Annotated in this window: 26 protein-coding genes and 2 pseudogenes; 13 read left to right on the plus strand and 15 right to left on the minus strand. The window is 64.1% G+C overall.

Annotated features, from left to right (window positions below):
* Positions 1-100: 100 nt before the first annotated feature.
* The 8 genes and pseudogenes from ATE67_RS21200 to ATE67_RS20115 all read left to right on the plus strand — a co-directional run.
* Positions 101-499 (plus strand): annotated as a pseudogene (locus tag ATE67_RS21200) (conjugal transfer protein TrbE); the annotation flags it as partial.
* Entirely contained in the window at positions 496-1,260 is a 765-nt protein-coding gene (gene trbJ, locus ATE67_RS20085; RefSeq protein WP_054362438.1) for a P-type conjugative transfer protein TrbJ, read from the plus strand. The pseudogene ATE67_RS21200 and the gene trbJ, both read left to right, overlap by 4 nt.
* 10 nt (positions 1,261-1,270) lie before the next feature.
* A complete protein-coding gene (trbK-alt, locus tag ATE67_RS20090; RefSeq protein WP_054362437.1) occupies positions 1,271-1,642 on the plus strand; it encodes a putative entry exclusion protein TrbK-alt in 372 nt (123 codons plus the stop codon).
* A 4-nt stretch (positions 1,643-1,646) separates the two neighbouring features.
* On the plus strand, positions 1,647-3,002 hold the full coding sequence (gene trbL, locus ATE67_RS20095) for a P-type conjugative transfer protein TrbL (RefSeq protein ID WP_054362436.1): 1,356 nt from the start codon (positions 1,647-1,649) through the stop codon (positions 3,000-3,002).
* A complete protein-coding gene (gene trbF, locus ATE67_RS20100; RefSeq protein ID WP_054362435.1) occupies positions 3,002-3,685 on the plus strand; it encodes a conjugal transfer protein TrbF in 684 nt (227 codons plus the stop codon). The genes trbL and trbF overlap by 1 nt, the downstream gene beginning before the upstream one ends.
* A complete protein-coding gene (gene trbG / locus ATE67_RS20105; protein ID WP_196490233.1) occupies positions 3,682-4,710 on the plus strand; it encodes a P-type conjugative transfer protein TrbG in 1,029 nt (342 codons plus the stop codon). The genes trbF and trbG overlap by 4 nt, the downstream gene beginning before the upstream one ends.
* Before the next feature lie 71 nt (positions 4,711-4,781).
* Complete coding sequence (locus ATE67_RS20110) at positions 4,782-5,915, plus strand: TrbI/VirB10 family protein (protein WP_196490234.1); 1,134 nt, start codon at positions 4,782-4,784, stop codon at positions 5,913-5,915.
* A gap of 1 nt (position 5,916) precedes the next feature.
* The gene (locus ATE67_RS20115; RefSeq protein ID WP_054362432.1) at positions 5,917-6,150 is read left to right on the plus strand and encodes a DUF2274 domain-containing protein; all 234 of its coding nucleotides are present in this window, start codon (positions 5,917-5,919) and stop codon (positions 6,148-6,150) included.
* Between the two features lie 35 nt (positions 6,151-6,185).
* On the opposite strand, the gene cynS is transcribed toward ATE67_RS20115, so the two are convergent.
* The 7 genes from cynS to ATE67_RS20150 all read right to left on the minus strand — a co-directional run bounded on the left by cynS (position 6,186) and on the right by ATE67_RS20150 (position 13,463).
* Positions 6,186-6,671, minus strand: coding sequence for a cyanase (gene cynS / locus ATE67_RS20120; protein ID WP_054362431.1), 486 nt, complete (start codon positions 6,669-6,671; stop codon positions 6,186-6,188).
* Positions 6,672-6,760: 89 nt separating this feature from the next.
* Positions 6,761-7,459, minus strand: coding sequence for a cysteine hydrolase family protein (locus ATE67_RS20125; protein WP_054362430.1), 699 nt, complete (start codon positions 7,457-7,459; stop codon positions 6,761-6,763).
* Positions 7,460-7,542: 83 nt separating this feature from the next.
* On the minus strand, positions 7,543-8,133 hold the full coding sequence (locus ATE67_RS20130) for a TetR/AcrR family transcriptional regulator (RefSeq protein WP_054362429.1): 591 nt from the start codon (positions 8,131-8,133) through the stop codon (positions 7,543-7,545).
* A 27-nt stretch (positions 8,134-8,160) separates the two neighbouring features.
* Positions 8,161-9,108, minus strand: coding sequence for a LysR family transcriptional regulator (locus ATE67_RS20135; RefSeq protein WP_054362428.1), 948 nt, complete (start codon positions 9,106-9,108; stop codon positions 8,161-8,163).
* A gap of 161 nt (positions 9,109-9,269) precedes the next feature.
* Entirely contained in the window at positions 9,270-10,103 is an 834-nt protein-coding gene (locus ATE67_RS20140) for an SDR family oxidoreductase (protein WP_231728248.1), read from the minus strand.
* 1 nt (position 10,104) lies between these two features.
* Positions 10,105-12,561 carry a strawberry notch-like NTP hydrolase domain-containing protein gene (locus ATE67_RS20145; RefSeq protein WP_058803406.1) on the minus strand — a complete coding sequence of 819 codons (2,457 nt, stop codon included), beginning with the start codon at positions 12,559-12,561 and terminating at the stop codon, positions 10,105-10,107.
* A gap of 35 nt (positions 12,562-12,596) precedes the next feature.
* Positions 12,597-13,463, minus strand: a complete 867-nt coding sequence (locus ATE67_RS20150; RefSeq protein ID WP_058803405.1) for a DUF7146 domain-containing protein — start codon at positions 13,461-13,463, stop codon at positions 12,597-12,599.
* 358 nt (positions 13,464-13,821) lie between these two features.
* Between ATE67_RS20150 and ATE67_RS20155 the strand changes: the two genes are divergently transcribed.
* Positions 13,822-14,508, plus strand: a complete 687-nt coding sequence (locus ATE67_RS20155; RefSeq protein ID WP_054362425.1) for a ParA family protein — start codon at positions 13,822-13,824, stop codon at positions 14,506-14,508.
* The gene (locus ATE67_RS20160; protein WP_054362424.1) at positions 14,505-14,831 is read left to right on the plus strand and encodes a hypothetical protein; all 327 of its coding nucleotides are present in this window, start codon (positions 14,505-14,507) and stop codon (positions 14,829-14,831) included. The genes ATE67_RS20155 and ATE67_RS20160 overlap by 4 nt, the downstream gene beginning before the upstream one ends.
* On the opposite strand, the gene ATE67_RS20165 is transcribed toward ATE67_RS20160, so the two are convergent.
* From ATE67_RS20165 to ATE67_RS20175, 3 genes are all read right to left on the minus strand, one after another.
* The gene (locus ATE67_RS20165) at positions 14,828-15,061 is read right to left on the minus strand and encodes a hypothetical protein (protein WP_054362423.1); all 234 of its coding nucleotides are present in this window, start codon (positions 15,059-15,061) and stop codon (positions 14,828-14,830) included. The two genes, ATE67_RS20160 and ATE67_RS20165, sit on opposite strands and share 4 nt — an antisense overlap.
* Positions 15,062-15,182: 121 nt before the next feature.
* Positions 15,183-15,569 carry a hypothetical protein gene (locus ATE67_RS20170; RefSeq protein ID WP_200912148.1) on the minus strand — a complete coding sequence of 129 codons (387 nt, stop codon included), beginning with the start codon at positions 15,567-15,569 and terminating at the stop codon, positions 15,183-15,185.
* Positions 15,570-15,651: 82 nt separating this feature from the next.
* Positions 15,652-15,903 (minus strand): hypothetical protein, encoded by a 252-nt coding sequence (locus ATE67_RS20175; protein ID WP_058539788.1) that lies wholly within the window; start codon positions 15,901-15,903, stop codon positions 15,652-15,654.
* Between the two features lie 234 nt (positions 15,904-16,137).
* Between ATE67_RS20175 and ATE67_RS20180 the strand changes: the two genes are divergently transcribed.
* On the plus strand, positions 16,138-16,407 hold the full coding sequence (locus tag ATE67_RS20180) for a hypothetical protein (protein ID WP_054362420.1): 270 nt from the start codon (positions 16,138-16,140) through the stop codon (positions 16,405-16,407).
* Between the two features lie 3 nt (positions 16,408-16,410).
* On the opposite strand, the pseudogene ATE67_RS20185 reads toward ATE67_RS20180, so the two are convergent.
* The 4 genes and pseudogenes from ATE67_RS20185 to ATE67_RS20200 all read right to left on the minus strand — a co-directional run.
* Positions 16,411-17,463 (minus strand): annotated as a pseudogene (locus ATE67_RS20185) (hypothetical protein); the annotation flags it as partial.
* Positions 17,464-17,496: 33 nt separating this feature from the next.
* Positions 17,497-20,475: a Tn3-like element ISMpo10 family transposase gene (locus ATE67_RS20190; RefSeq protein WP_012449407.1), complete on the minus strand. Its 2,979-nt coding sequence runs from the start codon at positions 20,473-20,475 to the stop codon at positions 17,497-17,499.
* Positions 20,476-20,479: 4 nt separating this feature from the next.
* Positions 20,480-21,064 (minus strand): recombinase family protein, encoded by a 585-nt coding sequence (locus ATE67_RS20195; RefSeq protein ID WP_010339849.1) that lies wholly within the window; start codon positions 21,062-21,064, stop codon positions 20,480-20,482.
* A 133-nt stretch (positions 21,065-21,197) separates the two neighbouring features.
* A complete protein-coding gene (locus tag ATE67_RS20200) occupies positions 21,198-21,674 on the minus strand; it encodes a YkgB family protein (RefSeq protein WP_010339850.1) in 477 nt (158 codons plus the stop codon).
* Positions 21,675-21,778: 104 nt separating this feature from the next.
* On the opposite strand from ATE67_RS20200, the gene ATE67_RS20205 reads away from it, so the two are divergent.
* Both ATE67_RS20205 and ATE67_RS21570 read left to right on the plus strand, forming a co-directional pair.
* Positions 21,779-22,321, plus strand: a complete 543-nt coding sequence (locus ATE67_RS20205; RefSeq protein ID WP_010339851.1) for a MarR family winged helix-turn-helix transcriptional regulator — start codon at positions 21,779-21,781, stop codon at positions 22,319-22,321.
* Positions 22,322-22,409: 88 nt separating this feature from the next.
* Positions 22,410-22,769 (plus strand): hypothetical protein, encoded by a 360-nt coding sequence (locus ATE67_RS21570; protein ID WP_058456890.1) that lies wholly within the window; start codon positions 22,410-22,412, stop codon positions 22,767-22,769.
* A 128-nt stretch (positions 22,770-22,897) separates the two neighbouring features.
* On the opposite strand, the gene ATE67_RS20215 is transcribed toward ATE67_RS21570, so the two are convergent.
* Positions 22,898-23,107 carry a hypothetical protein gene (locus tag ATE67_RS20215; RefSeq protein ID WP_054136348.1) on the minus strand — a complete coding sequence of 70 codons (210 nt, stop codon included), beginning with the start codon at positions 23,105-23,107 and terminating at the stop codon, positions 22,898-22,900.
* Positions 23,108-23,158 lie beyond the last annotated feature (51 nt).

Genomic DNA, 23,158 nt, shown 5'->3' on the forward strand with positions numbered 1-23,158 from the left:
GCAACACCGTAAGCTCGCCGCCTAAAACCCAACAACAGACGAGGCCCGCACTCCGCTAATTTACGCCGCGACCTGTGCCAAATGTTCTGACGACGGACAGCTTTCCGACATCGACGGCTCGGCGATCGCGCCAGCCATCATCGAAAGCTGCCAGACCCGGCTGCTACTGCCGAACGAGCGCGCGATCGAACCGCAGATCACGGCGATATATCAGCGCTTCGGGCTCAATTCGCGCCAGATCGAGATCCTCGCGCGGGCGATGCCCAAGCGCGACTACTACTGCCAGTCCCGCCGAGGCAATCGCCTGTTCGAGCTGGGCCTGTCCGACGTCGCGCTGGCGCTCTGCGCCGCCTCGTCGAAGACCGACCAGGCCGCCATAGACCGCATCGTCACCGAGCATGGCCGCAAGGGATTCCTCGCCGCCTGGCTGCGGCTGCGCGGCGCGACATGGGCGGTCGACCTCATTCCCGACCTCACCAACCTGGAGAGCCTGCCATGAAACTGCGCATTCCCCGCGCGGCGATCACCGCCGCCGTCCTCGCCATCCCTTTGTCTGCGTCGCCGGTGCTAGTCGCGCCGGCCTCGGCGCAATGGATCGTCTACGACCCGACGAACTACGTTCAAAACGTCCTGACGGCGGCGCGTTCGCTGGAGCAGATCAACAACCAGATCACCTCGCTCCAGAACCAGGCCACCTCGCTGATCAACCAGGCCCGCAACCTCGCGAGCCTGCCGTTCTCCTCGCTGCAACAGCTCCAGCAATCGGTCCAGCGCACCCAACAGCTTCTGCAGCAGGCGCAGCGCATCGCCTACGATGTCCAGAACATCGATCAGGCGTTCCGCACCAATTACGGGGCCGGAAGCGCCTCGATGAGCGCGTCCAATCAGCAGCTCATCGCCCAGGCGAAAGAGCGCTGGAACAACACCGTTTCCGGCCTTCAGGACGCCATGCGCGTCCAGGCCGGCGTGGTCGGCAACATCGACACCAACCGCACCCAGATGTCGGCGCTGGTCGGCCAGAGCCAGGGCGCCACCGGCGCGCTGCAGGCCACCCAGGCGGGCAACCAGCTTCTCGCACTCCAGGCCCAGCAGCTCGCGGACCTGACCGCCGTCGTCTCGGCGAACGGCCGTTCCCAGGCGCTCGCCGAAGCCGAGCGGTCGGCGGCCGCCGAACAGGGCCGCGAGCAGCGCCGCCGTTTCCTGACGCCCGGCTCGGGCTACCAGCCCGGCAACGCGCAGATGTTCCAGAACGGCAACTGAGGGCGCGACGATGGACGGAAAGATCCTCGCGCGCATCGGCGCCATCTTCTTCGTGACCTTCGCCGTCACCGCCACCGCCATCGAACTCGCCCGCAAGGACGAGCCGCCGATCTACCGCAGCATCGCGGTGCCCGCGGAAGCGGCGGCCGATCCGCTGAAGGCAAAGCTGCGCCGCTGCCAGCGGCTCGGCGAGGCCGGCACCAGCGACAGCGAGTGCCTGCAGACCTGGGCGGAGAACCGCGACCGCTTCCTCACGCCGTCGCAGCCGGCGCCGCAGGCGCCCGGTCCGCAGGACATCCCGCAGAATCCGCCGGTCACGCGCGAGCCCATCGTCAAGGAGCCCGTGCCGGCCGTCGACTCCCACACGAACGAGGCGCGCTGAGATCATGGGCGGCACCGGCGTCATCGACCACTTCCTGGAAGTTTTCACCCGCTACATCGACGGCGGCTTCGGGCTTCTCTCCGGCGAAGTTGCGTTCATCGCCACGACGTTGATCGTGATCGACGTCACGCTCGCCGCGCTGTTCTGGAGCTGGGGCGCCGACGAAGACATCATGGCGCGCCTGGTGAAGAAGACGCTGTTCGTCGGCGTCTTTGCCTACCTCATCGGCAATTGGAACAACCTGGCCCGCATCATCTTCGAGAGCTTTGCTGGCCTCGGCCTGAAAGCCTCCGGCACCGGTTTCACCGTCGCCGACATGATGCGGCCCGGCCGCGTCGCCCAGACCGGCCTCGATGCCGGCCGGCCACTGCTCGATTCCATATCCGATCTCATGGGTTACTGGAGTTTCTTCGAGAACTTCATCCAGATCGCGGTGATGCTGCTCGCCTGGGCGCTGGTGCTGTTGGCCTTCTTCATTTTGGCCATCCAGCTCTTCGTGACGTTGATCGAATTCAAGCTCACCACGCTGGCGGGCTTCGTGCTCATCCCGTTCGGGCTGTTCGGCAAGAGCGCCTTCATGGCCGAGCGTGTGCTTGGCAACGTCATCTCCTCAGGTATCAAGGTGCTCGTCCTCGGCGTCATCATCGGCATCGGGTCGAGCCTGTTTTCCGAATTCACCGCCGGCTTCGGCGGGGCAACACCCACCATCGATCAGGCCATGGCCATCGTGCTCGCGGCGCTGACGCTGCTCGGTCTTGGCATCTTCGGTCCGGGCATCGCCAACGGTCTCGTCTCTGGCGGACCCCAGCTCGGCGCGGGCGCCGCCATCGGAACCGGCCTAGCCGCGGGCGGCATGGTCGCCGCAGGCGCCGCCACGGTTGGAGCGGTGGCGTCCGGAGGAGCCGCGCTGGCAGGAGGCGCGGCCGCCGCCGCTCGCGGGGGCGCCGCCCTCGCGGGCGGCGCTTCCACCGCCTACAGCCTGGGCGCCGCAGGGCAGTCGGGCGCCTCAGGTGTGGCCAGTGGCCTGGGCGGCGTCGCCCGGGCCGCCGGTTCCGCTGCAACATCGCCGCTCCGCCGCGCCGCTGAACGCTCGACCGAAAGCATGCGCTCCAGTTTCTCGGAGGGCGCCAAGTCCGCCTTCGAGGCGACCGGCGGCTCCTCGACCATGGGCACCATCGGCGGCGGCTCAGACGAGGCCGCGCCCGCCGCCGGCAATTCAAACACGCCGCCCGCCTGGGCCCAGCGCATGAAACGCTCCCAGCAGATGAGCCACGCCGTTTCCACCACCGTCCATGCCGTCCGCAGCGGCGACAGCCATGGCGGCGGCTCTTCCATCAACCTCTCTGAAAGCGACCGCTGATGTTCCGAAGACCCTCTACGCATTACGGAAAGGCTCCCGAGCCCGAGACCCCTTATCAGCGCGCCGCCCAGGTTTGGGACGACCGTATCGGCTCGGCCCGCGTCCAGGCGAGGAACTGGCGCTATATGGCCTTCGGATCGCTGTTCCTCAGCGCCGGCTTCGCCGCTGCGCTGGTCTGGCAGTCAGCTCGGGGAACCGTCGTGCCATGGGTGGTGCAGACAGACCGGCTCGGCCAGGCGCAAGCGATTGCGCCTGCGACCGCCGACTACCAGCCGACCGATCCGCAGATCGCCTTCCACCTGGCGCGCTTCATCGAGCAGGTCCGCTCGATCCCAGCCGACGCGATCATCGTCCGCCAGAACTGGTTACGCGCCTACGACTTCACGACAGATCGCGGCGCGGCCGCACTCAACGATTACGCGCGCTCGAACGATCCCTTCACCAAGGTCGGCCGCCAGCAGATCGCCGTCGATGTCTCGAGCGTCATCCGTGCGTCGCCGGACTCGTTCCGCGTCGCTTGGACGGAGCGCCGGTATGAGAACGGCCAGCTCGCCGACACCACGCGCTGGACCGCGATCCTCACGATCGTCGTCCAGATTCCCCGCAATGCCGACCGGCTGCGGGCCAATCCCTTGGGGATCTACGTCAACGCAATCTCATGGTCACGGGAGCTGGGGCAATGACAAAGCCGTATTTCCGTAAAGCCGGAAGGCCGGCTTTGCGCATTCAGACATTTGCGGCTTTGCTGCTGTCGGCGACGGCGCTCGCCGGCTGCGCCACCGCGACGCCGCCGCCGGAAATCAGCTACGACGACGCTCCGGCCGCCGTGCAGACCGTCGATCCTCCCGCGCCGGTCCGGGTCGTCGAGCTGCCGCGACCGCTGCCGCTGCCCGGTCAGATGAAGCCGGTCGAGGAATCGCGCCGCGCTCCGGAGCCGGCCGATCCCACCGCGCGCGTCAACCAGGCCAACGCCGCCGCCCGTATTCAGCCGGTGCGCGACGGCTTCATCAACTCGATGCAGGTCTATCCCTTCACGCAAGGGGCGCTCTATCAGGTCTACACCGCCGTCGGGCAGATCACCGACATTGCGCTCCAACCCGGCGAGCAGCTCGTCGGCTCAGGGCCGGTCGCGGCCGGCGATACGGTCCGCTGGATTATCGGCGACACGCAGAGCGGCGCCGGCGCGACGCTGCAGGTCCATATCCTCGTCAAGCCGACGCGCGCGGATCTGATGACCAACCTGGTCATCAACACCAATCTACGCACCTACCATATGGAGCTGCGCTCGACCGAGCGGACCTATATGGCCTCGGTCTCGTGGCAGTATCCGCAGGACCAGCTCATCGCGCTCCGCAGGCAGAATGCCGAGGCGCAGGCCACCCAGCCGGTGGCCACCGGCGTCGATCTCGCACGGCTGAACTTCCGCTACGAGGTGACCGGCGACCGTGCTGCATGGCGGCCGCTGCGGGCCTATGACGACGGCCGGCAAGTCTTCATCGAATTCCCACGCGGCGTCGGCCAGGGCGAGATGCCGCCGCTGTTCGTCGTCGGCCCGGAGGGCAAGACGTCGGAGCTGGTCAACTATCGCGTCCGCACCAACTACATGATCGTCGACCGGCTGTTCGCCGCCGCCGAGCTGCGGTTCGGCTCCGGCGACAATCAGAAGCGTGTCCGGATCACCCGCACCGACGGGAGGCCGGCGTCGTGAGCGAAGACCGGAACGAGGGAGAGGATGCGGCCGCGCCGCTGACCGGATCGGCGCCCGAAGCGGCAGCGCCGATGCGGCTGCGCGCGGATGCGCCGCGCGTGACGCGGCTGTCGCGCAAGGTGCTCGCCGGGCTCGGCCTGGTCGCCAGCCTCGGGATCGGCGGTGCGCTGGTCTATGCGCTCCAGACTCGCAACGGCGGCCGGGCGCCGGAGGAGCTTTATTCAACCGACAACCGCAACACGGCGGATGGCCTCCAGGGCCTGCCGCGCGACTATAGCAGCGTGCCGCAGCTCGGCCCGCCGCTGCCGGGCGACCTCGGCCGGCCGATCGTCAGCGCCCAGAACCGCGGCCAGCCCGTGCCCAATCCCGGCGTCGCCGCTCCGCAGCCCGGCCTCAGCGCCGAGGAGCAGCGCCGGCTCCAGGAGATCGAGACCGCCCGCACCAGCCGTCTGTTCGCGGCGGCGGAGGCGCGCAATGCCGCGCCGGTCACGGCGAACACGCCGAACCAGGCGCCACCGGACCTCGCCAGCCTCGGGCTCGCGCCGCCGCCGGCAACGCCGAGCGCCCAAGATCGGCAGCAGGCCTTTCTCAACGCGCCGGTCGACCGACGCACTGTTGCGGCCGACCGCATCGCCGCGCCGGCCTCTCCGAATATCCTTCAAGCCGGCGCCGTCATCTCGGCCGCTCTCATCACCGGCGTTCGATCGGACCTTCCGGGCCAGATCACCGCCCAGGTCACCGAGAACATTTATGACAGCCCGACAGGCCGGATCCTCCTGATCCCGCAGGGCACGCGCGTGATCGGCCAGTATGACAACAACGTCCAGTTCGGGCAGAGCCGCGTCCTGCTCGTGTGGAATCGGCTGATCTTTCCGAACGGCCGCAGCATCGTGCTGGAGCGCCAGCCCGGCGCCGACGCCGAGGGCTATGCCGGCCTGCAGGACGGCGTCGACTATCACTGGTGGGATCTCGCCAAGGCCGCCGGTCTCTCGACGCTCCTGAGCGTCGGCGCCGAACTGGCCACCAATGATGACGACCGGCTGATCCAGGCGATCCGCAACGGCGGCCAAGACACGATCAACGACGCAGGCCAGCAGATCATCCGGCGGCAGCTCAACATCGCCCCGACGCTCACCATCCGACCCGGATTCCCGGTCCGGGTGATCGTAACCCGTGATCTTATTCTCGAGCCCTACGGAGGCTGATGTGACCAAGTTGAAACTCGGCATGATAGCCGACGACAAGCCCGTGAAGGTGACGGCGGAATTACCGGCGACGGTCTATCGGGATCTTGTCGCTTACGCTGAGGTTCACGGCCGCGAGACCGGCCAGCCGGTCGCCGATCCAACACGTCTGATTGCGCCTATGATCGAACGCTTCATCGCGACCGATCGCGGCTTCGCCAAGGCACGTCGCGCGCGGCACGTTACTTCCTCTTGATCGTCGGCAGGGCCCAAGGGAGCCCCGGCGAACGATCATTCGGGTTCCTTATAGCCATATTCGGGAATGCCTTGCTCGCTTCCGTAGTAGCGATAGGGAAGAAACTTGCCCGACATTCCGATCTTCACTCGATCACCTTTTGGATTCGGCTCACGCTCGAACGTGATGTCGAAATCGATTGCGGACATAATGCCGTCGCCGAACTCGTCCTCGATGAGTGCCTTCCACGCGGGGCCGTTGACCATCACCATTTCATAGAAGCGATATATCAGGGGGTCCGTCGGCGGCATGGGCATGCCTCGATATGGCACCTCGTTCAGCATACGCTCTTCTGCCTCCGACAGGCCGAACAGCGCCGCAGCCTTCTTCGCGAGCGGTTTGATCAGCTTCATCTGCCCGAGCAAAGCGCCGATGATCAGCACCTCGGACACACCACCGATCTCTCCGGTGATGTGTTTCCACGACCAGCCTCGCTCGCGCTTGATGTCCAATATCTTTTCGGTCAGTTCCTCACGCCTCATCGATCCGTTCTCCTTCTTTGATGATCGCTAACGGGATGCGGTCCCGGCAATGCCGGGACCACAGGGACATGTGCGCAGGTGCGGGCGTCTCAGCCCTTCAGTTGTGAGACGGTTTCCGCGGTCGTCCAAAGGCCGTGCGCGAGGAACCGGAAATTCACCAGGGCGGCGAGGTAGCCGTCGCCCTCCGGAACGCGAGGGCCGGCTGTCGCATCGCGAACGACCACCACTTCGAAGCCCTGTTCGATCAGTTCCCGCAAATGCGCTTCAATGCACAGATTGGCGGCCATGCCGGCCAGGATGACTTGTGACACACCTTGTTTGCGCAGTTGGAGAATGAGGTCGTTCGTCTCGGGGCCGTAGACCTTGTGCGGCGAGGCAATGATGGTTTTGCCGTCGTGGATGTACTTTTTGTAGTCTTCGAGGAAATCCGCGCCCGATCCCTCGAATTCCTCCACGGTAAACTGGCCTTTGCGACCAAACATGTTGATCGCATGCATGGTCTTTTCCAGTGGACCGCCAAACTGCCAATGATGGTCACATGGATAGTAGAAGTGGGGCGAGATGGCGACGGTGATATCCGCTGCCTTCGCGGCTTCGAACAGTTGGCCGATGTGCGACACGGTGTTGTTCTCGACAACGCTCTCGCCGAAGAACGGCCAGCTCACACCGCTGGGATGTAAGAAGTCGTTCTGCGGATCGATCACCACGAGGGCAGCTCGCTTCAGGTCGAGCTGAAACGTGCTTTTTGGAAGCACCGGATTTTCGGGATCTGCGTAGAGTTCAGTCATGATCTTCTCCTTTCAGAAGAGGAAGGCGCCATCTGCTGGCGACGTATTAAAGTGACTGGTCGTCTATTAATACGACACGATTTTCACGCGAGGAGCCGAGGCAGGGCAACAGTGCCAAATCGCCTCAGAGCTCTTCCGCTTTGCTCGACCTTGGCCACCATCACCGCGCCCTCGAAGGCCTCGATGAGCGTCGCCGCAAGGTCCTGGGGTTCGCGCGCGAGGGGAAGCTCTCCCGCTTCGCTCGCGGCCGACAGGCACTTTGCAAGGGCGGCTGTCCAAGTCCTCAGGAGAGCTTTCAGCTTTGATCGTGCAATCGAGCTCTGCGCCGCAAGCTCAAGCGCGAGATTGCCGATCAGACAGCCAAACGTGAATTTCTGTCGCTCATGATACTCAATCAACTCCGAAAAGTGTCTCTCGACGCGCTTTAACGGGCTAACGAAATCGTCTTCCAGGATGGACACGTAATTGGATTCGATTGCGCGCCAGTATTCATCGAGTATCGCTGCCGCGAACGCATCCTTGCTTTCGAAGTAATTGTAAAACGATCCCTTCGGAACTCCGGCAGCGGCAGTAATATCCTGCACGCCACAGCCGTTGAAGCCAAGGCGATGGATGATTTCTGCGCCTTTTTCGATGAGGCGCGAACGAACTTCTGGATTCGGTGGACGTGGCATGACGTTAATAAATGACCAGTCATCTCGTTATGTCAACCGTTGAATGGCCTCTAGGACCGTTGAGGACCGCCGCTGGTGCGTTTTTGCGATCGATGCGCTAAGGTCCAGCAGACGCTTAAGCGCGGGATTGACGTTGTTTGTCGACCAAACAACGCTTGAGTTGAACACCTCGCCCCCTTCGGCAAGCGGAACGAAGATGACCGCGGGATAGGAGGCGCCCTGAGTGGAGGTCGCAGCCAAGGTCACGCCGAATCCCATGCCCACCATGTTGAGGAGGTTCTCGCGGCCAACCCGCTGCACCGAGATCCGCGGATGAAAACCCAAACCGGAAAGCTGCCGCACGATGATCGCCTCGACCTCAGGCCCGTGAACGTCCGCTGCGACAAGGAATGTCTCGTCGCGGAGATCCTCCCAATTGACGCCGACGCGTGCCGCCATGGAATGGTGCTTTGAAACTGCGACGTATAGAGGTTCACCCCAGAGATGCATCGCCTGGCAACCGGGAAGACGCGGCTCGCCGGGAATGAATGCCGCGTCGAGCCGACCGCTTAGCACGCCGGCGGCAGTCGCCTGCGCCGTCGCCTCTTCGATCTTTATATCGATGTTCGGAAACCGGAAATGGAACGCCTCGAGCACGTCGGCCAAGAAACCGCTGGCGAGCGAGGCCATCAGCCCGATTTTCAACTCCCCAATCTGGCCTCGTTTCTCCATGCTTAGGCTGCTGACAGCTTGGCGAATGTGTTCAGCGCCAAATGCAGCCTCCCGTATGAAGCGCTCGCCGGCTGGCGTCGGCCGCACTCCGCTCCTGCTGCGTTCGAAGAGCGGCACGCCCACCCTGCGTTCGAGCAACTGAATTCGACGGCTGACCGTCGACTGCGAGAGATTCATCGCATCGGCCGCACGGCGGAAACTTCCGTGTTCCGCAACCAGAATCGCGTAGCGGAGAAAGCGGAGGTCAAGAGCCAAGTCAGGCATGTCCCCCTCCGCCTGCCCGCCGATGCAGTGGCCGGCCGACGCTCAGCCGCGACCTGCGCAACAGGGAATGACTGCGCATTTCCGCCGCCGCGAACCGCGGGACGGCGCCAATTATGCGGCTACGATGCTCGTGGAGAAGCGACACTCGCATAGAGAAAACACTACTCAGAAAGATCAGGCCCGAACATCGCCCGCATCTGTGCCAAATAATGTTCCTCCGAGGTCATCCATCGCAATTGTGCGAACAACGCGGTATCGGGGCCCGCCGGAAAGCGCAGCCGATCGCCCTCCTCCGTCGCAGCAGCGAAAACAGCCTCGGAGACTTCGCTCACACTCGTGAACGCGGTTGGATAGTCTTGCAACTTGGCGAAATAGCGTTGCGCAAAGGCGTCGTATGGCGGTGGTGTCAGTCCCTCAATGCGATTGGCGCTGTTCGTTCTGAAATTGGTCGTTGGTGCAAGGCCTGGTTCTACGATCCGCGCCCGGATGCCAACCAGGCCCAATTCATACGAAAGCGCCTCAGTGAACCCTTCAACAGCACACTTGCTGGCCGTATACACGGCAACGAACGGCATCGGGGCGATCGCCGTGCTGGAGGTCACATTGATTATCACACCACCCGCATGCTGGCGCATATGCGGGATTGCCGCTCGGCAGACCGCCATCACCCCGAAAGTGTTTGTTTCAAACATCTCCCGAATTACGGTGTCAGGCGTAAACTCGAACGCGGAAAGCAAGCCGATGCCCGCGTTGTTGACCAGCACATCAATCCGTCCAAAGGCGGCGACGGCATCGGCGAGAGCCTTAGAAATGCTTTCAGCGCTGGTCACATCCAGCGGCAGGACTTTCAGCCGGTCCCCGGGCTTGTCGAACACGCTTTCGTCAGGCGCCCGCATTGTCGCAACGACGTTCCAACCTTGATCGAGAAAGAGCTGTGCGGTCGCCTTCCCATAGCCTGAGGAAGTTCCGGTAATCAGTATAATGTGGAGCTCCACATTAGACATATTCGCGTGGCGACAGGTCGATTTCGAGGTCTGCCCGCTCGTCGGGGCTGAGCTCCCCGAGGCGACGGTTGAGGATCGATTCCGCGGTCGTGACGAGCTGCAGCACCACCGATTTGCCATCGGCGAGGTGTTCCTCGACCGCGGCGATGACGGTCGGCATCTTCAGGCTGAGAAGGACCTGGCCGAAGAAGCGCTGCTTGGTCGACTCGAAGCGCGAGCGGGCGGACGCCTTGGCGCCGCTGTTGAGCGTCGCGTTCTCGAGGGAGTCGACGACGGCGGTCAGCTCCAGCGCCTGTTCCATGTTGCGGTGGATGATGCCCCAGGCATCCGCATAGGTGTCGTAGATCCTGATCTGGTCGGGTGTCAGCGCATGCTTGAGGATGTCGTACTCGACGCCGGCGAAGCTGAGCGCGCGCGCCATGTAGAGGCCGGTCGCCTTGAGGTCGCGAGCGACGAGCTCCATGGCGGCGATCCCGCCCTTGCGGATGCCGCTGATGAACTGCTCGCGGTCGGCGAAGGCGGTCTCCGGTCCCCAGAGGCCGAGCCGGACGGCGTAGGCGAGATTGTTGACGTCGGAGGCTCCGGTCGCCGAGGCGTAGAGCACGCGCGCGCCGGGCAGGTTATTCTGGAGCAGCACCCCGCAGATGCCCTGCTGGGAACCCTTTTTCGCGCCGAGAGCGCCCTCCCCGCCTGCGACGCCGCCCATTTCGTGTGCCTCGTCGAAGGCGATGACACCGTCGAAGTCTTCGCGTGCCCAATCGATGAGCTGCTTGAGCCGGGTGTGATCACCCCGAGCAGAGCGGAGCGCCGGATAGGTGACGAAGATCACGCCCTGGTCGAGCTTGACCACCTCGTCGATCTTCCAGCTGGTAAGGGGCTGGATGTCAGCCGTCATGCCGCCCAGCGCGGTCCAGTCCCGTCGGGCATCCTCGAGGAGGGGCTCGTTCTTGGTGATCCAGATGTGGCGGCGGCGGCCCTGCAGCCAGTTGTCGAGGATGCAGGCGGCGATCTGCCGGCCCTTCCCCGCCCCGGTCCCGTCGCCCAAGAAGAAACCCTTGCGATACTCGCGGCCGTCCTCGGACAGGTCCAGTCCGACGCCCTCCTTGCTCGGGCGGAACCGGCCCGGGATCATCTGGGTCCAAGCATCGCCGGCGTAGACGACTGTTTCGAGCTGCGAGGCCGACAGCAGACGCTCGGCAACCGTCCGCTCGGGCAAGCGCGGGACATGATGGGGGATTGGCGCGGGGATCGAGCCCATGGCCACGGACTCGACCAGTGCGGTCGGATGCTCGCCGGCGGTGGTGAACACGAGGCGGCTCGGCCGATAGGGCAGGTAGACGCCCGTCTGTCCGAGAAGCGGCGCCGGGGTTTCCAGCGGCGTGAAATCGACGGGGAGAACCTCGTTGCGGACGGGGGCATGATAGGCGCGCGGTTCGGCAGGGCGCGTGCTCTTCACGGCACGGAACAGTGAGGTCGTGCCGGTCTTCCGGACAGGAGCCATTGGCACGTCCGTTTTCGGCTTCAGCCGGTCGACGATCGTCACCGCGTCGAGGATCTCGGCGACCGACGAGCGCTGGATCGTCGAGGGGATCGTCGTGCCCGGTGCCTTGTCGATGACGTAGAGGCGGACCGCGATCGAGGTGCCGTGCTTCGTGTAGCACTTTTCGAGGCGGATCGAGGTTCGGACCGCGACATCGCGCAGCGTGGAGTCGAACAGGTCACGCAGACGCGCGCTGGGGCCGAACCAGTCGGGCATGATCGCGACAAGCCGTCCTCCGGTGCGCAGGCGGCGCAAGGCTGCCTGTAGGTGGCGCACGGCCGCGAAGTCGTCGGCGCCGCGGCCGAGCGAGCGCGAGAACGGCGGGTTCATCAGGACCAGCGTGGGACGCTCGGACGATGCCATCAGCGACGTCAGCGCTGCGCCGTCGTAGCCGGTGATCGGCGCGCCGGGAAAGCTGTGGGCGAGCCGTGCCCGTCGAGCCGGGTCGAGTTCGTTCAGCTGAAGCGTGACGTCCTGGCGCAGCTGCGCGACGAGCAGGCCGTTGCCGGCGCTGGGTTCGAGGACGACGTCGCCTTCCTGTGCGTTCGCCAGGAGCACGGCCAGAGCGGCGATGTCTGCCGGTGTCGAGAACTGCTGCCATTCGAGCTGCTCCTCGCTCCGGACAGTCTGGGTGGGTAGCGCCGCCATGAGCCGGATGGCGTGGGCAACATCGGGCAAGGCGTGGAGCGCGTGGGGGACCGTCCGCAGGTGGACGGCGAGCGCGTGCTCCAGCACCTCGAAGCTCTCGCGCTGGGTCCAGCATCCCTGCGCGTCGGTGCCGCCATAGGCCTTCGTCATGGCCTCATTGAGGGCGGCCCGCGTGATGCTGTCGCCGGCGCGGAGTCGATCCTGCAGCAGGAGCGCGGCGCTTCGGTCGGCGTTCTCGGCCGTCGAGAATAGGTCGGTCATGGGGGTCTCCTGGATCGGCCGCCCAAACGGCAGCATCATCCACTCGACCCCCCTCCCCTTTCCTGCTCGCGATCGAGGACGATCGCCCAGTCCTTGATGCGCCCTGGTGGTGGCGCTCGCCGGATGTTGAGCCGGGGACGTGCATAGTGAGCCTCTGCGCGTACGGCAGCGGCTTCGCCCTCCGGATCGTTATCCTGTGCGAGTAGAAGATTGGCGAGCGCCGACGGCAGGCCGAGATGATCGAACCGTCGAGCGCCGAGGGTCGCCCAGCAGGGCACGCCATGCAGGATCGTGAAGGCCGCGGCCGTCTCGAACCCCTCCGCGATCGCGAGCGTGTCACCTTGCAGCGGTCGTCCCTGCCACGCCCCCTGCCCCGGTTGTCCAAGCATGACCTTGCACTCGTAGTCCGCGGTTGCCGGGTCGAGGAAGATGCGCTGGAAGGCGACGAGCCGATGTCCCTCCCTCACGCCGACCAATAGGGCGGGCTTGAAAACGGTACGTCCCTTGGGTCCGAGCGGGCATCGCGGATGGAAGCGGAGATCGGCCGGTCCTGCGACGATGTGGCGTCGCTGCAAGTAGCGCTCGCCGAGCGTCTGCATGACGTCGCGGGCCTGTTCCCAGAGACGTTCGACGTTCCCGGTTCCGCGGCGTATGTCGGCCTTCGGGGGCTCGAAACGCCTCGTCACCGGGATGCGACGAATCTCGCGCAGGACGTCCTCTGCCTCGCAGCCCGCAAAGCACGTCACGAGGATGCCGCGATCTCCCTGGCGTAGCGACAGGCTCGGGGTCCGATCGACGTGGGCTGGGCATCGGCATGTCGCAACATAGCCGTGCCAAACTCCACCGAGCGAGCCGACGATGTCGACGAGTTCCTGGCTTGGTTTCAATGCGGTATAGGGCATCTTTTCTGCTCCTTCGCTATTCTGCACCCCCTCCCCTCGCTCCGGCCAGTGGTAGACTATGGTACCAAGAGAAGGCCTAAGCATCGCAGCTGAACCGCTCGGAATGCTCGGCATGCCCGAGCGGTGCATAGCGGTGGCTACCATATTCTAGCGTAGCGCTGCCATGCGGTGGCTGGGGTGGCATAGCCCTGCGTAGCATTTAGTACGCCTTAGTAGCGTATCCTATCCATGCCCTGCCATGTATAGCGTTGCCAAGCGATGTGTGGTCTGGCATGGCGTAGTCAGGGCGGGCAATCTCCCCGCCTGTCGTGTGAAGGCTGCGCCAGTGTAGCGCAGCGATGACGAGGAAGGCTGGAGCATGCCAGTAATCAGCTTTGCAAGCCCCAAGGGCGGGGTAGGTAAGAGCACGTCGGCGTTGGTGCTCGCCAGCGGTCTCAGCCAAGCCGGGGCCTCGGTGACTGTCATCGACGGCGACCCGAACCGAACGCTTGAGACGTGGGCGAGCGAGACGTCTGATCCTGGATTCGAGTGCCGGACACTCCCGTCAGACAACGCGATCATCGACGAGATCGAGGAGGCGGCAGCCTCCAGCCAGTTCGTCATCGTCGATCTGGAAGGAACCGCGAACTTGGCCATGTCTCGCGCGATTTCGCGGACCGACTTGGTCATCATCCCGCTGCAGGCGTCGCCGGTCGACGCACGACAGGCGAGCCGGGCGATCAAGCTGGTGGTGGATGAGGGGAGGGCGCTTCGCCGCGAGATCCCGTATCGCATGCTGTTTACGCGCGTGAACCCTGCGATCGCGACGCGCGACGAGAAGGAAATCAGGTCGCAGTTTCGGGGCGCGGGTATCCCGACCTTCGAGACCGCTCTGAACGATCGCGCGGGGTTTCGCGCGATGTTCACACACTACCGCTCGCTCTGGAGCCTCGGCGACGATCAGGCGACCGGGCTGGACAAGGCGCGCATCAATGCCACCGCCTTCGTGCAGGAGGTCGTGACGGAAATCAGACGGCAGAACGCTGTCGTGGAGCAGACGGCATGAGCAACGGCATCAAACTTGGGCTGGACGATCTCTCGGACATCCGGCCGAACACCCGGGCTGAACGCAGCCGAACGGATCAGCGCCGAGACGCGGCTGCGGTAGATGACATCGGGCGCGAACACGGGTTCTCCAAGCCGTCCGCGCCTGCGGCATTGCCGCGCCGGCAGAAGTCGGCTTATGCGGGCGAGCAGCTCCACCAGGTCAGCGTCAAAGGCCCGGTGAGCGTGATGGGGCGCTTCGTCGAATACTGCGACCGGGAGCGGCTGCCTTACTGGCAGGCCATCGAGAAGCTGATGGACCTGGCTGAGGGAGAGGAACGCTAGGCGGCGGGCAGCGACGCCACCACTTCGCCGATCAGGTAGAAGGCGTCCGGAAGTGCGAAGAAGGCGTCGACGCGCGCGTTCTCGTCATCGGGTGCCTCTGTGCTTCCGAGCAAGGCTGACCAGCGATCGTCCACGAACCCCAGCAGCGCCGCCCATGCGGAGCCGTGGTCCGGGTGGACCGACAGTTCGTCTTTGTCGCCGAAGGTGATCATCAAGAGGTGTAGCGACATCGCAAGCTCCTGCGAGCTGCGCCGGGACCGGAGCCTCGGCGGGTGAGGGCAGGGGCCGCGGGACGCAACTCCCGCTTGCCCGATCCTCTCGATCCCTCTCACCTCTTTTATGATTCTGCGCTCAGCGCAGAAGAACCGATGCTACTTGCGAATAGTTGCGCGGATGTATCCGGTCCCGCGTCTCAAAACGGTTCAAGTCGACCGTCTCGTCCCCGAAGCGAGCGGCAACCGAGCTGACAGTATAAGCCTGGGGTCTTGCATAAGGCAGCAGCCAAATGACTCGGCGAAAGCAGAGGCTGGTGCGGATCTTCGTGAGTTTGGTCGCGAGGGCGGCGCCGGCCGGGTCGTTTGATCCCATGGCGAAAACACAGGCGCCATAGTCTTTGCCCGTTTTCCTCCAGGTGAGGATCTGCGCCGCTGTAGCACGCTCGACGGCCTGCACGTCGCATTGCTGGGCATAGCGCCGGTTGATCGCCTGACCGGCACCGACGCCGGTGCTGTCGCCCAAGATAAGGCACTCGAACATAGGAGGCTCCCGCTCGCCTAGATTGTACGACGGGATGGTGCGTCAGGCCAAGCGAAGAACGGCGTCAGCTGAGCGCCTCCTGCAGCTCGGAAAGGTCGGCGTCGATGATGGCGTAGAGATCGTCGCTGTTGTTGCGGAAGAACTGGTCCGCGCGCGCCTCGGGCTCGATAGGGGAGGGGGCTCGGCCGAACCGGCGTTCCCAGCGTCGGTCTACGAACTCCATCAGCTGCCGCCACGCCTGCGCTTCGGTCGCGTGGAGCGTGACCTTCCGAACGCCCTCGAAGATGATGACGAGGACGACGACGCCGGGGTTCATCAACAAACCGCCTCGGCAGCTCGGCGTGCGGACGTGGGTCGGCGATCCGATCGGCAGGACGTGCGAAGCCGTTTATCGACCATTAGCTTGCGGTATGCGAGGAACTTGCGTCACTTTCGTTGCGGTGGGGGGTTAAGCATATCCTCACCATGCTGTTGTAAACAGATAGGGTCCGTTCGGAACCGGCCAAGGGTCGGAGACATTAATCACCCGAGGCGGGCTACGAGGCTGATCATGGCGCACCTGACCCAAGTCGAGTTGATCAACTGGATAGCACTCTACACCGCCACGGGGCTGTGCTGCGCGATCGCGATGGTCCTCTCCGTCTCGGTCGCCGGAATCCGTCTGTATCGCGAGCGGTCCTGGGAGGAGATGCGGTCCGTGCGTGGCGCCGTGCTGTTCCTGCCGAAGACCTGGTGGCGCTGGCAGAAGCTCTACCTTCTGTCGACCCCTGTGACGCTCGGGATCGTGGTCTCGTTCGGCATGAGCCTGAGCTGGAACTGAGCCTCAGAGATCGAGAGCACTCGCGATCAGATCGCCCACGCGGTCCTTCTCGACATCCGTGGGCTCGATCGTCAGGAGTGGTCCAAGGAGCCGCATACGCGGATGCGTCGTCGCCTTGGACGTCAGGTAGTCGTCGTCGCTGAAGCCCATCGCTTCGACCACGAGCTGTTTGATCTCGCCAGTCAGGCGCGAGCGTGCCTCGAGGAGGAAGTCGGGTCGGCATGAGCCCTGGGTCGTGAGGCGGTCAAAGACGGGCTTCTCGATCGCGAGATCCACTCCCCCGGCGTCCAGTAGCCGGCGGGCCTTGAACAGCTCGCGAAGGACCGACCGTTCGAACTCGGAGTCGACCGGGATGAAGCGCTGACCGGAGAAGATTGGTTGAGCGTAGGCGCGAAGCGGTGCGTAGCCGTGCGCCTCGGGATACTCGCCCGCGACGATCATCACCAAGAACGGCCCCTTGATGAGGTTGCCGCGCACGGAGGGCGACTGCACGCGGTTGGCGACGTGGATCGCCTCGGCCCCGGGGACGTCGACGACGTGGCCCCGGACGTGTGGCGAGAACAGCGCCATGAAGCCCTGTGGCGCGTGTCCGCTCGGCCACGATTTCGCGAGCTGGCGCAGCATGGCGTAGGCTCTACGGCTGTGAAGCGCATTTGCGTGGGTCCAGAACGCTCGGCCGAGCTCGATGCCCGGCGCGATCTCGATCTTGGTCGAGGCTCTGCCGAGCGCCTCGAACTCCAGCTTGATCGAGGCGGTTTCGTATTCGTGCGCGACGGGGGCCACCTTGTTGGTGCCGGCAGCGTCGATCAGGCGCCACAGGAGCCGCGCTAGGCGCGGAACGGAGGCATGGCGGGTGCGATCGTCGCTGGCATCTTCCTCGGGCCTCTGCGCCAGTTTCTCCGGGGCTGGGCGCAGCACCTCGAAATAGCCGGTGGGTGGATCAGCAGGCGTCTCGCGAGAGCGGATCTCGGTGATGCGGTGCGTGACCTGGTCGCGGAAGAAGGGGCAGTCCTCGCGGTGCTCCGGCCGCTTGGTGCTCGTCAATCTCCGCAGATAGGGGTCGGTACACAGAACGGACCCAGATATACGCTAAGGTTTTGCCGTGCCTTCGACGGCGCGCATCTGGCGAAGCGGTCTGAGCGCGGTGGATGGCGCATCGGGATCGGTCCAGAGGTAATCGCCGGTGAGATTGATATGCTGCCAACCGAGCGGTGATAGGTGTTGCAGCAGGTCCGGCGGGACCGGCCGGCCGAGGTTGGCGAGATGCATCCGGGCGGCTTGCAGGTAGGTCGTGTTCCACAGGACGATGGCACCGGCGACGAGGTTCAGCGCGCTCGCCCGATGGCTTTGGGCTTGCAGCGCATGATCGCGGATACGGCCGATGCGATGGAAGAAGATGGCGCGTTTCAGGGCATTTTCCGCTTCTCCCTTGTTGAGTTCGCGGGTGGCGCGGCGACGCTGTTCGGGCTGCTCGATCCAGTCGAGCGTGAACAGGGTACGCTCGACGCGACCGATCTCGCGCAACGCCAGTGCCAGGCCGTTGGCGCGTGGATAGGAGCCGAGCCGTTCCAGCATGATCGAGGCGCTGACGACGCCTGTGCGGATCGAGGTTCCCAGTCGCAGCACGTCGTCCCAGTGTGCCTCGATCAGACCTTCGTCGATGCGGCCCGCGACCAGCGGCGCAATATCGGGGCCGGGTTCGATGCCGTTAAACAGGTGCAAACGGCGTGCGGCGATATTCGGGATACGCGGCGCGAACCGGAACCCAAGCAGATGACATAGCGCGAACACATGGTCGGAGACGCCCCCGCCATCGACGTGATGCTCTTCGATGTGCAGATCGGCGCCGTGGTGGAGCAGCCCGTCGAGCACCTGTGCCGCCTCGCTCGCCGAAGCGGAGATAACTGTGGAATGGAACGGCGCGTAGCGATCCGAGACGTGGCTGTAAAAGGAGACAGCCGGCTCTGTCCCCTTGTGCGGATTGACTGCGCCGGTTGCCTGGGCGCGGCGGTCGAGCGGAAAGTTCTGACCGTCTGAGCTGGACGAGGTGCCGGACCCGAACAGCGCGGCCAGCGGCGCGGTGTGTTGGGCGTCGACAAGCCGGGCGAGCGCGCGACCGTAGGTTTCCTCGCGCAGATGCCACGAGGCGAGCCAACCGAGTTGGCGCTGGGTCACGAGATTGCAGGCTTCCGCCATGCGCGTATGGCCCAGATTGGTGGCATCGGCGAGCACCGCCGTGAGGATCGCACGTGGTTCATCCGCGGCACGGCCACTTTGCAGATGCGTGAAGCACTGGCTGAACCCGGTCCATCGATCGACTTCGGCAAGAAGGTCGGTGATGCGGATCGCGGGCAGATGCGCATAGAGCGGCGCAAGGGCGGTATCGGATTCCTCGGGAGTAATCGCCTTCAAGGGCGAAATCCGCAGCCTGCCCAAGCTGAGCTGCACGTCTTCCAGCGCGTCCGTCTCCGCCTTTCGCTCGACCTCGGCCAATCGACGGGCGAGGCGGGCGCGTCGTTCGGCCAGCCAGATATCGGCCGTATCCGGTGCCGGTATCGGCAAGGGGCCGGCCGCGCGCATGTTGGCGAATACGGGGGCAGGAATGAGTTGCTGCTCGACAGCACGATAGCGTCGGCTTCCCTCGACCCACATGTCGCCGGCGCGAAGCCGGTCGCGAAGCTCGACCAGCACGCACAATTCATAGATCCTGCGATCGGGAATGCCGGTGCCGATCGCCCGACGCCAAGCTTGCCGGATGAAGCCGACTGGCGTGCCTGCAGGCAATTTGCGCAGATGACCAAAATGAAGGTCGCGCATGATCGCGACCGCTCGCGCGAGCGCATGGCAGGCTGGCACCGCCCCGAATGTGAACGAGGCGATGAACGAGGGACCGACCTGTCGGAGGACGGGGTAATTGGTCGCGGCGACCGCGACGGGATCGACCGAATCGGGGCGGATCAGCTTGCGGGCTTCATCGACCTCGCGGCCGAGATCATTCCATCCGATCGCTGCCTCGACCGCAGCGCCGATATCGCCACCTGATATCTTGGCGGCGAGCAAGGCAGCGCCGAGTTGGGCAAGCAGCCGGATTTTGCCGTTGATGGTGCGCCGGTTGCGCTTGAGTGTCGTGTCCGCGCTGTTCTGTTCGCGCCGGAACATCTGCCCAAGCAGGCGATCGAACATCAGCACCGCATCGTCGGTGAGGGTAACGATGGTTTCGAGGATGGTCGCCACCAATGTGGCGCGACGCCGCGTCGCTTGCAGCGTCCGAACATGTTGCGCGGTCAGCCGCACGCCTTCCTGGCACAGGCGTCGGAGGCGCTCGGGATGGACGCCTACGGCGATATCCGGATCGATCCCGATGGCCCGAAGCAGTGTCAGTCGCTCGATGATGGCGGCGAATGTCTTTCGGCCGGGCTTGCCGGGTGACTGCCGCACCCAGGCCAGATCGCTCAAGTTCGTGCCTGTGTGGGGCAGGAGAAGCGCATCGAGCAGCCGGCGCTGTCGAGCATCGAGTCCTCGGGTCAGATGCTCGGCGACATGGCGTTCGGCATCGAGCAACGCCTGTGCGACCATCCGCTCGACCGAACTGATGCCCGGCACAATGATGCGCCGTCGCCGGCACTCATCCAGCATCACGCGCGCCAGCCTAGCCCCGCTGGTCGTCGTCAGCGCGATCGGCAGGAGCCATTCCTGCAACGTCGTTCGCAGCGGCCGACTGAGCGGCATGAAGCCGAATGCATCGCGCAGTGCATCGAGCTGTTCGTACCGGGTCGGGCCGCGCGTCGCGTAGTCGGCCAGCACCTCGGGTCCGACCTGCAATTGCTCTGCGACGAACGCGAGCGGCGTATCAGGGATCAGTTCACCGGGTCGCAGGAAACGGCCAGGATAGCGCAGCGCGCAAAGCTGGATCGCGAAACCCAGCCGGTTATGCGGTCGCCTCCGGCGGACGATGATGGCCAAGTCGTCCCGGCTCAATGTCCAGTGCTGGACGAGCAGGGTTTCGTCGTCGGGAAGCGCGAGCAACGCCGCGCGTTGCTCGTCCGACAGGACGGCGCGACGCGGCATCGGCTTAGACCTTGGCCGGTGCGGTCCAGCCGATCCGGGCAAGCGTGCCGAGAAGGGTCGAACGCGGCACCTTGAAGGTCCGGCAGACGGACGCCTTGCTGGCCCCGCCATCCAGCGCGGCGGTGATCCGCTCGAGCGTTTCGGCGTCGATCATCGGCGGGCGGCCACCTTGGCGTCCCCGGCGTTTGGCAGCAGCCAGTCCCGCCATCACCCGTTCGCGCGTGAGCGCACGCTCATATTGTGCCAATGCACCGAACAGCGAGAACAGCAATTCGCCGTGCGGCGTGGTCGTATCCATCTGCTCGGTCAGCGACCGGAACGCGATGCCGCGCGCCTTCAGATCGGTGACGATCGTCAGCAGGTGCGGCAGCGAGCGTCCGAGCCGGTCGAGCTTCCACACGATCAGTGTGTCGCCCGCGTTCAGATAGTCGAGGCAGGCTTTCAGGCCTGGTCGGTCGTCGCGCGCGCCGGATGCCTTGTCGGTATGGAGATGCCGATGATCGACCCCGGTTGCGACGAGCGCGTCCCGCTGGAGATCGACCGTTTGGCGGTCATCGGTCGTTGACACCCGCATATATCCGACCAGCATGTACGACAAACCCTCGAAAGCATGTTTTCGAACACCCTATCAAAGCGACAGGGTTTGTCGATCGTTATGGGCTGAGGCGGGTATGGTTCGGCAAAAGCGCAGGTCCGGAGCGTCGCCTATCACCTGTTTGCCGTCACGCGTCTGCTGTCCGTATGGACGCAAGTAGAAGGCACGCTGATGCCGCAAGAAGCACCAGGTCCTTCAACAGGAACTGTCCGGTTCCGGCCGAAATCGCCGGGAACCCGCCAGCGGTCGGCTCGGCGACGCCAGGCGTGCTCAGGAAAAACGTCAGTGTCACGGCATAAGTCAGGCATGACATCGCCGCGCCGAGAGCGGAGGCCGTCTTGTTGAAAGCACCGATAATCAGCGCAGCGGCCGTCGCGAGCTCGACGGTGCCTATAAAATAGCTTCCACCCTGCACCCCAAAAACGGCCGGAATCCAGCTCATGATCGGACTGTTCTTCATCAATGGCGCGATGCCCATCGCTTCATAGCTCGTGAATTTCATGCAACCGAACCAGAGAAAGATGACCACCAGCGCCCAGCGCAGCAACGCGAGAGACCCGCGAGAGCCGGTCGTCTTTTCAGCTATGTGTAATGTCGAAAACATGGTGCCTCGCTTTCATCATGGCGCATGACCTGCCTTCATGCTTAGACAGGCGTGATATATGCGCTGCGCATACACTATACGCCGTCAATGAATGAGGCAACCCTTTGAACGTACTCTCGGACCGGCTCGTCAATCTGTTCGGCGCCCTCGCAGTGGGCATCACCGATCGAATTAAGAAGGCGGCATTCGACCCGACGATACCCGGCGGTGGCGAAACCACCGCGGCGATCGTCGTCATCGGTCACGCGACCGGTCTTTCGATCGACGAATTAGGACGGGTGCTAGGCTTGTCCCACGCGGGGACGGTGCGGCTTGTCGATCGATTGGTTGCAGCCGGGTTCGCCGTTCGATCCAAAGCGCTACGGGACCGTCGTGCAGTAGCGCTGATGCTCACTGAGGCAGGCGAGACTCGCCTATCTGCGATCCTGCAACGAAGAAACGAGACTTTATCCGAAATCCTTAGCCATGTCTCGAATGCTGACCGCCTCGTGCTGGAACGTATTGCCGAGACAATACTTGCGCAGATGTCTGACGACGCTGTCTCGGCGCTGACGATATGCCGGCTCTGCGACGAGAGGCGATGCTACAACTGTCCGATGGATGCCTTTGGAATGCTGGAGTCGTCGACGCATAGAGTCGACCCATAAGTGCGCGCAGAGACGCTTAGCGTATATCTGTGCCCGTTCTATGTCCTGACCCCTCAAAGGGATCCCATGGCCTAACCCCGCTTGGAAAATGATCGACAAGCGAGATTCGGCCGCTCGCGATGCTTGGTTCTATGAGTGCCAACGCCGCAAGATACCGTTCCTGCACGTGGCAAAAGCAAGAAAACACTTCTCGGTCCATTGGGACCATATCAGCTTGGATTCTGATTATGACCAGATGATCAGACAGTCTGCCGATGGGAAAATGGCAAGGGTTCTGTTCCGAACCTATCAACTGATCGCTTCTGGCCTTGAGCCTAAAAGCTTTTTCGATGGCGGGGCCTTGGTGGGGGATGTGACTGGCTTGTCTGAATCAAGCGCCCGGCAGATTGCAAATGCCTTCGCTCTCCTGCTTTTTCCTGGCAACGTGCAATCTGCTTTGGCTGCATAAGAAGATATTGGAAGCCGCGGAACCAGCGGCTTCAATACGCCACAACTCCATCAGGCCGAAATTCTGAGCTCCGTTCGCGTCGTGCAACAAGCCAGTGGTCCAAATCAGGCACGCTGCGGTGGACTTCATCATCGCCAGAAGCCGTCCTGTCTCTGGCCGTGCCGGTTGTCGTAATTCTCGCGCTGATCGTAGGCGCTCTTGCGGATACCCACCTCGACCCGCTGGCCGCCGACGTTGCGAATGTGGAGATCGCGCAGATCGACCTTGTTGCGCTGCGCCCAGTCTTTTGCCTCGCGCTCGCTGCCGAAAGTGCCTGCATCTTCGTAATCGAATGCCATTTCATGCTCTCCTTCATGTGGTGATTGACGGTCTGGAAGATTGGATGCGCA

The organism is Sphingopyxis sp. H050 (assembly GCF_001468265.1).
Classification (GTDB): domain Bacteria; phylum Pseudomonadota; class Alphaproteobacteria; order Sphingomonadales; family Sphingomonadaceae; genus Sphingopyxis.

Coding starts and splice junctions, on each gene's coding strand:
- trbJ (WP_054362438.1), top strand. CDS start 496: ATGAAACTGCGCATTCCCCGCGCGGCGATCACCGCCGCCGTCCTCGCC.
- trbK-alt (WP_054362437.1), top strand. CDS start 1,271: ATGGACGGAAAGATCCTCGCGCGCATCGGCGCCATCTTCTTCGTGACC.
- trbL (WP_054362436.1), top strand. CDS start 1,647: ATGGGCGGCACCGGCGTCATCGACCACTTCCTGGAAGTTTTCACCCGC.
- trbF (WP_054362435.1), top strand. CDS start 3,002: ATGTTCCGAAGACCCTCTACGCATTACGGAAAGGCTCCCGAGCCCGAG.
- trbG (WP_196490233.1), top strand. CDS start 3,682: ATGACAAAGCCGTATTTCCGTAAAGCCGGAAGGCCGGCTTTGCGCATT.
- ATE67_RS20110 (WP_196490234.1), top strand. CDS start 4,782: ATGCGGCTGCGCGCGGATGCGCCGCGCGTGACGCGGCTGTCGCGCAAG.
- cynS (WP_054362431.1), bottom strand. CDS start 6,671: ATGAGGCGTGAGGAACTGACCGAAAAGATATTGGACATCAAGCGCGAG.
- ATE67_RS20125 (WP_054362430.1), bottom strand. CDS start 7,459: ATGACTGAACTCTACGCAGATCCCGAAAATCCGGTGCTTCCAAAAAGC.
- ATE67_RS20130 (WP_054362429.1), bottom strand. CDS start 8,133: ATGCCACGTCCACCGAATCCAGAAGTTCGTTCGCGCCTCATCGAAAAA.
- ATE67_RS20135 (WP_054362428.1), bottom strand. CDS start 9,108: ATGCCTGACTTGGCTCTTGACCTCCGCTTTCTCCGCTACGCGATTCTG.
- ATE67_RS20145 (WP_058803406.1), bottom strand. CDS start 12,561: ATGACCGACCTATTCTCGACGGCCGAGAACGCCGACCGAAGCGCCGCG.
- ATE67_RS20150 (WP_058803405.1), bottom strand. CDS start 13,463: ATGCCCTATACCGCATTGAAACCAAGCCAGGAACTCGTCGACATCGTC.
- ATE67_RS20155 (WP_054362425.1), top strand. CDS start 13,822: ATGCCAGTAATCAGCTTTGCAAGCCCCAAGGGCGGGGTAGGTAAGAGC.
- ATE67_RS20160 (WP_054362424.1), top strand. CDS start 14,505: ATGAGCAACGGCATCAAACTTGGGCTGGACGATCTCTCGGACATCCGG.
- ATE67_RS20165 (WP_054362423.1), bottom strand. CDS start 15,061: ATGTCGCTACACCTCTTGATGATCACCTTCGGCGACAAAGACGAACTG.
- ATE67_RS20175 (WP_058539788.1), bottom strand. CDS start 15,903: ATGAACCCCGGCGTCGTCGTCCTCGTCATCATCTTCGAGGGCGTTCGG.
- ATE67_RS20180 (WP_054362420.1), top strand. CDS start 16,138: ATGGCGCACCTGACCCAAGTCGAGTTGATCAACTGGATAGCACTCTAC.
- ATE67_RS20190 (WP_012449407.1), bottom strand. CDS start 20,475: ATGCCGCGTCGCGCCGTCCTGTCGGACGAGCAACGCGCGGCGTTGCTC.
- ATE67_RS20195 (WP_010339849.1), bottom strand. CDS start 21,064: ATGCTGGTCGGATATATGCGGGTGTCAACGACCGATGACCGCCAAACG.
- ATE67_RS20200 (WP_010339850.1), bottom strand. CDS start 21,674: ATGTTTTCGACATTACACATAGCTGAAAAGACGACCGGCTCTCGCGGG.
- ATE67_RS21570 (WP_058456890.1), top strand. CDS start 22,410: ATGATCGACAAGCGAGATTCGGCCGCTCGCGATGCTTGGTTCTATGAG.
- ATE67_RS20215 (WP_054136348.1), bottom strand. CDS start 23,107: ATGGCATTCGATTACGAAGATGCAGGCACTTTCGGCAGCGAGCGCGAG.